The sequence below is a fragment of the Aquabacterium sp. genome (genome assembly GCF_041915145.1).
In the GTDB taxonomy this organism is placed as follows: domain Bacteria; phylum Pseudomonadota; class Gammaproteobacteria; order Burkholderiales; family Burkholderiaceae_C; genus Aquabacterium.
Genome location: NZ_JAYSBZ010000139.1, coordinates 1 through 3,478, shown reverse-complemented (window position 1 = coordinate 3,478; position 3,478 = coordinate 1). Strand labels below are relative to the sequence as shown.

Genomic DNA, 3,478 nt, shown 5'->3' with positions numbered 1-3,478 from the left:
CGCGGTCGATCTGGCTGACCGCTTCGGCGAACAGCAAGCCTTTGGCCTGCGCGTCAACGCCGCAGCAGAACGGCTCGACCCGGCCCTGCGCGACGCCCAAGGCCACCGCAACCTGCTGGCCGTGGCGGGCGACTGGCGCGCCACCGCGGACACGCTGCTCGAAGCCGAAATCGAGAACAGCCACCGCTCGCAGCCCAGTCAACCGGGTTTCAGCATGCTGGGCGACACGCTGCCGTCCGCCAAGAACATCGACCCGCGCATCAACCTCAACAACCAGCCTTGGAGCCAGCCGGTGGTGCTCGATGCGACAACCGCATCGCTACGGCTGCAGCGGCGTCTGACAGCGGATTGGAAAGCCACAGTTCACTATGGCTCGCAGCGGCTGCGCTCCGATGACCGCTTGGCCTATGCATACGGATGCGGCAGTGAGGGCTGGACCGATCGCTATTGCAGCGACGGCAGTTTTGATTTCTACGATTTCCGAAGCGACAACGAAAGCCGCCGCACGGATGCACTGGACACGTCGATCAATGGGCGCTTTGCCACCGCGAACGTCCGGCACGATCTCACGGCGGGCATGTTGCGCAGCCAGCTCAAGGCGCGTTTTGGCCTTCAGGCCTACAACGGAGTCGGCACCGGCACGATCGATGGACTCACCATCGTCCCATCTGACCCAACTGGGTACAACGGCAACGCCAACCGCACCGAGCGCAACAACGAACTCTACGCACGTGATCGCATCGACTTCGCTCCGCAATGGAGCGCCTGGCTCGGCCTGCGTCACACCCGCCTCGACCGCGAGAGCGCCGTGACCGACGGCACCAACGGCACGCGCTACCAGCAATCCTTCACCACGCCGTGGGTTGCGTTGAGCCACGAGTTCGCCAAGCAGCAGGCGGTGTATGTCAGCTGGGGTGAAGGCGTCGAAACAACCGTCACCCCCAACAACGGCGACTACCTGAACCCTGGTGCCGTGCTTCCGGCGCAGAAAAGCCGTCAACTGGAGATCGGCATCAAAGGTCAGTCGGACTCTTTGACCTGGGCGGCTGATTGGTTTGACGTGCACCAGCCAACGACTTCCGACATCGGCATCAAGCCCGCCCTGATCACCATTCTCGACGGCGACGAACACCACCGCGGCATCGAAGGCCAGGTCGGCACCACACTGGGCGCACTGCACCTCGATGCCAGCGGCATGTGGCTCGACGCCAAGCGCGAAGGCAGTCAAGACACCACCGTCGATGGCCACACCCCGACCAACGTGCCCCGCTACGCCTTGAAGCTGCAAGCGGCCTACCGCGTGGCGGCCGTGCCCGGCCTGAGCGCTCGGGCAGCGGTGGTGCGCGAAGGGCATCGAGAAGTGCTGCCCGACGACTCCGTCGAGATCCCCGGCTGGACGCGCACCGACCTCGGCGTCGTCTACACGCAGCGCGTGTCAAACAACACCGCGCTGACCTGGAACGCGGGGGTCACCAACGCTTTCGATCAGCGCGCCTGGCGCGAAAGCCCGTATCAATACGGTCACGTCTACCTCTACCCCCTGGCACCACGCACCTGGACGCTGTCGATGCGCGCCGATTTCTGATCGAGTTGTAGTCGGGCTCTTGCAAAAACAGCTAACCGTGCTATAGTTCAAGGCTCAATTCCCTGATAGCTCAGTCGGTAGAGCGACGGACTGTTAATCCGCAGGTCCCTGGTTCGAGTCCAGGTCGGGGAGCCAAAACAAAGCAATGAAATCAAAGGCTTACAGTGGTGACGCTGTAAGCCTTTTTTCTTGCCCCCATCATCTATTGCTACCTTCGGTACGTAACGGTGGTCATTCGGCGCACTGCACATGCACGCATCCCCATGGCAGATGCACCGGCCGGCAGCACGCGCGAAGTGATGCCGGTCAAAAGGCAGGAACACGGCAACGCGAAGGCACAGCCAGAAATGGCCACATCGCCGCTGTAGACAGCAGCACACAGCGATAATTATGGTTATCCCTGGGTTGCTCACCTCAAAGGCGGGCGCTTGCCTCCGCTTTTGACCCTGATTGATCGCCCATGAAAACCGCGCGTCTTCCGGCCTCCTACTTCGGCATGATCCTCGGGCTGGCTGGCATGGGGCAGGCGTGGCGCGTGGCCAGCGGGCTCTGGGGGCTGCCCAGGCTGGTGGGCGAAGGCGTGCTGTTGCTGGCCTCGCTGATCTGGGCCGCGCTGTGCGTGGTCTACCTGCGGCAAGCACTGCAACAACCGCACGCCGCGCGTGCAGAAGCCGAGCATCCGGTGCAGGGCGGCACTCCGGCGCTCATGGCCATTGCCACCATGCTCACCGCCATGGCCGTGCTGCCTTATTCGCGCACCGCCGCCGAGTGTCTGGCCAGCGTCGCGCTGGCGGGGCACTTGTCGTTCTCGCTGTGGCACACCGGCACCGTGTGGCGCGGCGGGCGCAGCCACCAAGACACCGTCCCCACGGTTTACCTGCCCACCGTGGCAGGCAACTTCACCAGCGGCGCCGTGCTGGGCGCCCTCGGGCAGCCTTCTTGGGGGTGGCTCTTTCTCGGTGCCGGAGTGTTTTCGTGGCTCGCGCTTGAGTCGCTCATGATCCACCGCATGCTCGGCCCCGAACCGCTGCCGGCACCGCAACGTCCGCTGGTCGGCATTCAGTTCGCACCGCCGGTCGTGTGCGGCATGGCCTGCCTGATGTTGTCGCCCGGCGCGCACGAGCCCTGGCTGTTGATGCTGTGGGGCTATGGGCTGTTTCAGCTGCTGCTGGGCCTGAGGATGCAACCGTGGTTGGGCGAGCAGCCATTTGCCATGTCGTATTGGTCGTACACCTTCGGTGTCGCCGCCACCACGATCTGCGCGCTCAAGCTCGCCACCAGCGGCGTCGATTCGGCCCGCATCCTGGCCTGGCCCATCTTCGTGTGCGCCAACGCCTTCATCGGCTACCTCACGTTCAAGAGCGCAGCCCTTTTCGTCAAGGGGTTCTTTCGGCAATGAGCCTTGAGCGTCTGCCGAGCGTGCTGGCCAAGCAGCGCATCGGCACACGCTGTTTCACCGCTCCCGGCAAGAAACTGGCCGTGGTTTCTCGTGTTTATCGAGCGATCAACGGCTTGCGCTGTCTTTGACATTCACTTATGGGAGAGAAGCCGCTGTTTGGGCTTCGCACGCGGTGTCAGCGGGTGCACTGTGCACAGGGTCGGTGACGATCTTGAACTCTTGTGGCTTCTTGGCCATTGCCCGCACACCAAATTGTCGCGTTAGCACCGCCACTCGGTGCTCGTGCGCAGACGTGCAAAGCGTCAGGTGCGGTTGGTTGGCGCCATTCGGGTTTGATCACAGGCCTTGAATATCTCACCCCTGAATTAAGGTTCATCGAAGAATTCCGTGGGCAGCTGAGAGCCGTTCTTTATGCTGATGCCGGTAACGGCAGAAGCGGGAGGACGGGATGCTGGATCACAAGACGCTGCAGGCGCTGGGCTGCTGGAAGGGGT

The 3,478-nt window shown here is 63.2% G+C and carries 2 protein-coding genes and 1 tRNA gene; all 3 read left to right on the top strand.

Going from position 1 to position 3,478, the window contains the following annotated elements; genetic code table 11:
* Positions 1-1,585 (top strand): TonB-dependent siderophore receptor (locus tag ACE3SS_RS15120; protein WP_374595371.1); only part of this gene is annotated, 1,585 nt, incomplete at its 5' end.
* A 59-nt stretch (positions 1,586-1,644) separates the two neighbouring features.
* Positions 1,645-1,720: transfer RNA gene (locus tag ACE3SS_RS15115), tRNA-Asn, on the top strand.
* A gap of 325 nt (positions 1,721-2,045) precedes the next feature.
* Positions 2,046-2,984, top strand: coding sequence for a dicarboxylate transporter/tellurite-resistance protein TehA (gene tehA, locus ACE3SS_RS15110; protein ID WP_374595369.1), 939 nt, complete (start codon positions 2,046-2,048; stop codon positions 2,982-2,984).
* Positions 2,985-3,478: the final 494 nt, after the last annotated feature.

What these genes read in the sequence shown, in the direction of transcription:
- tehA (WP_374595369.1), top strand. Translation starts at nt 2,046, where the DNA reads ATGAAAACCGCGCGTCTTCCGGCCTCCTACTTCGGCATGATCCTCGGG.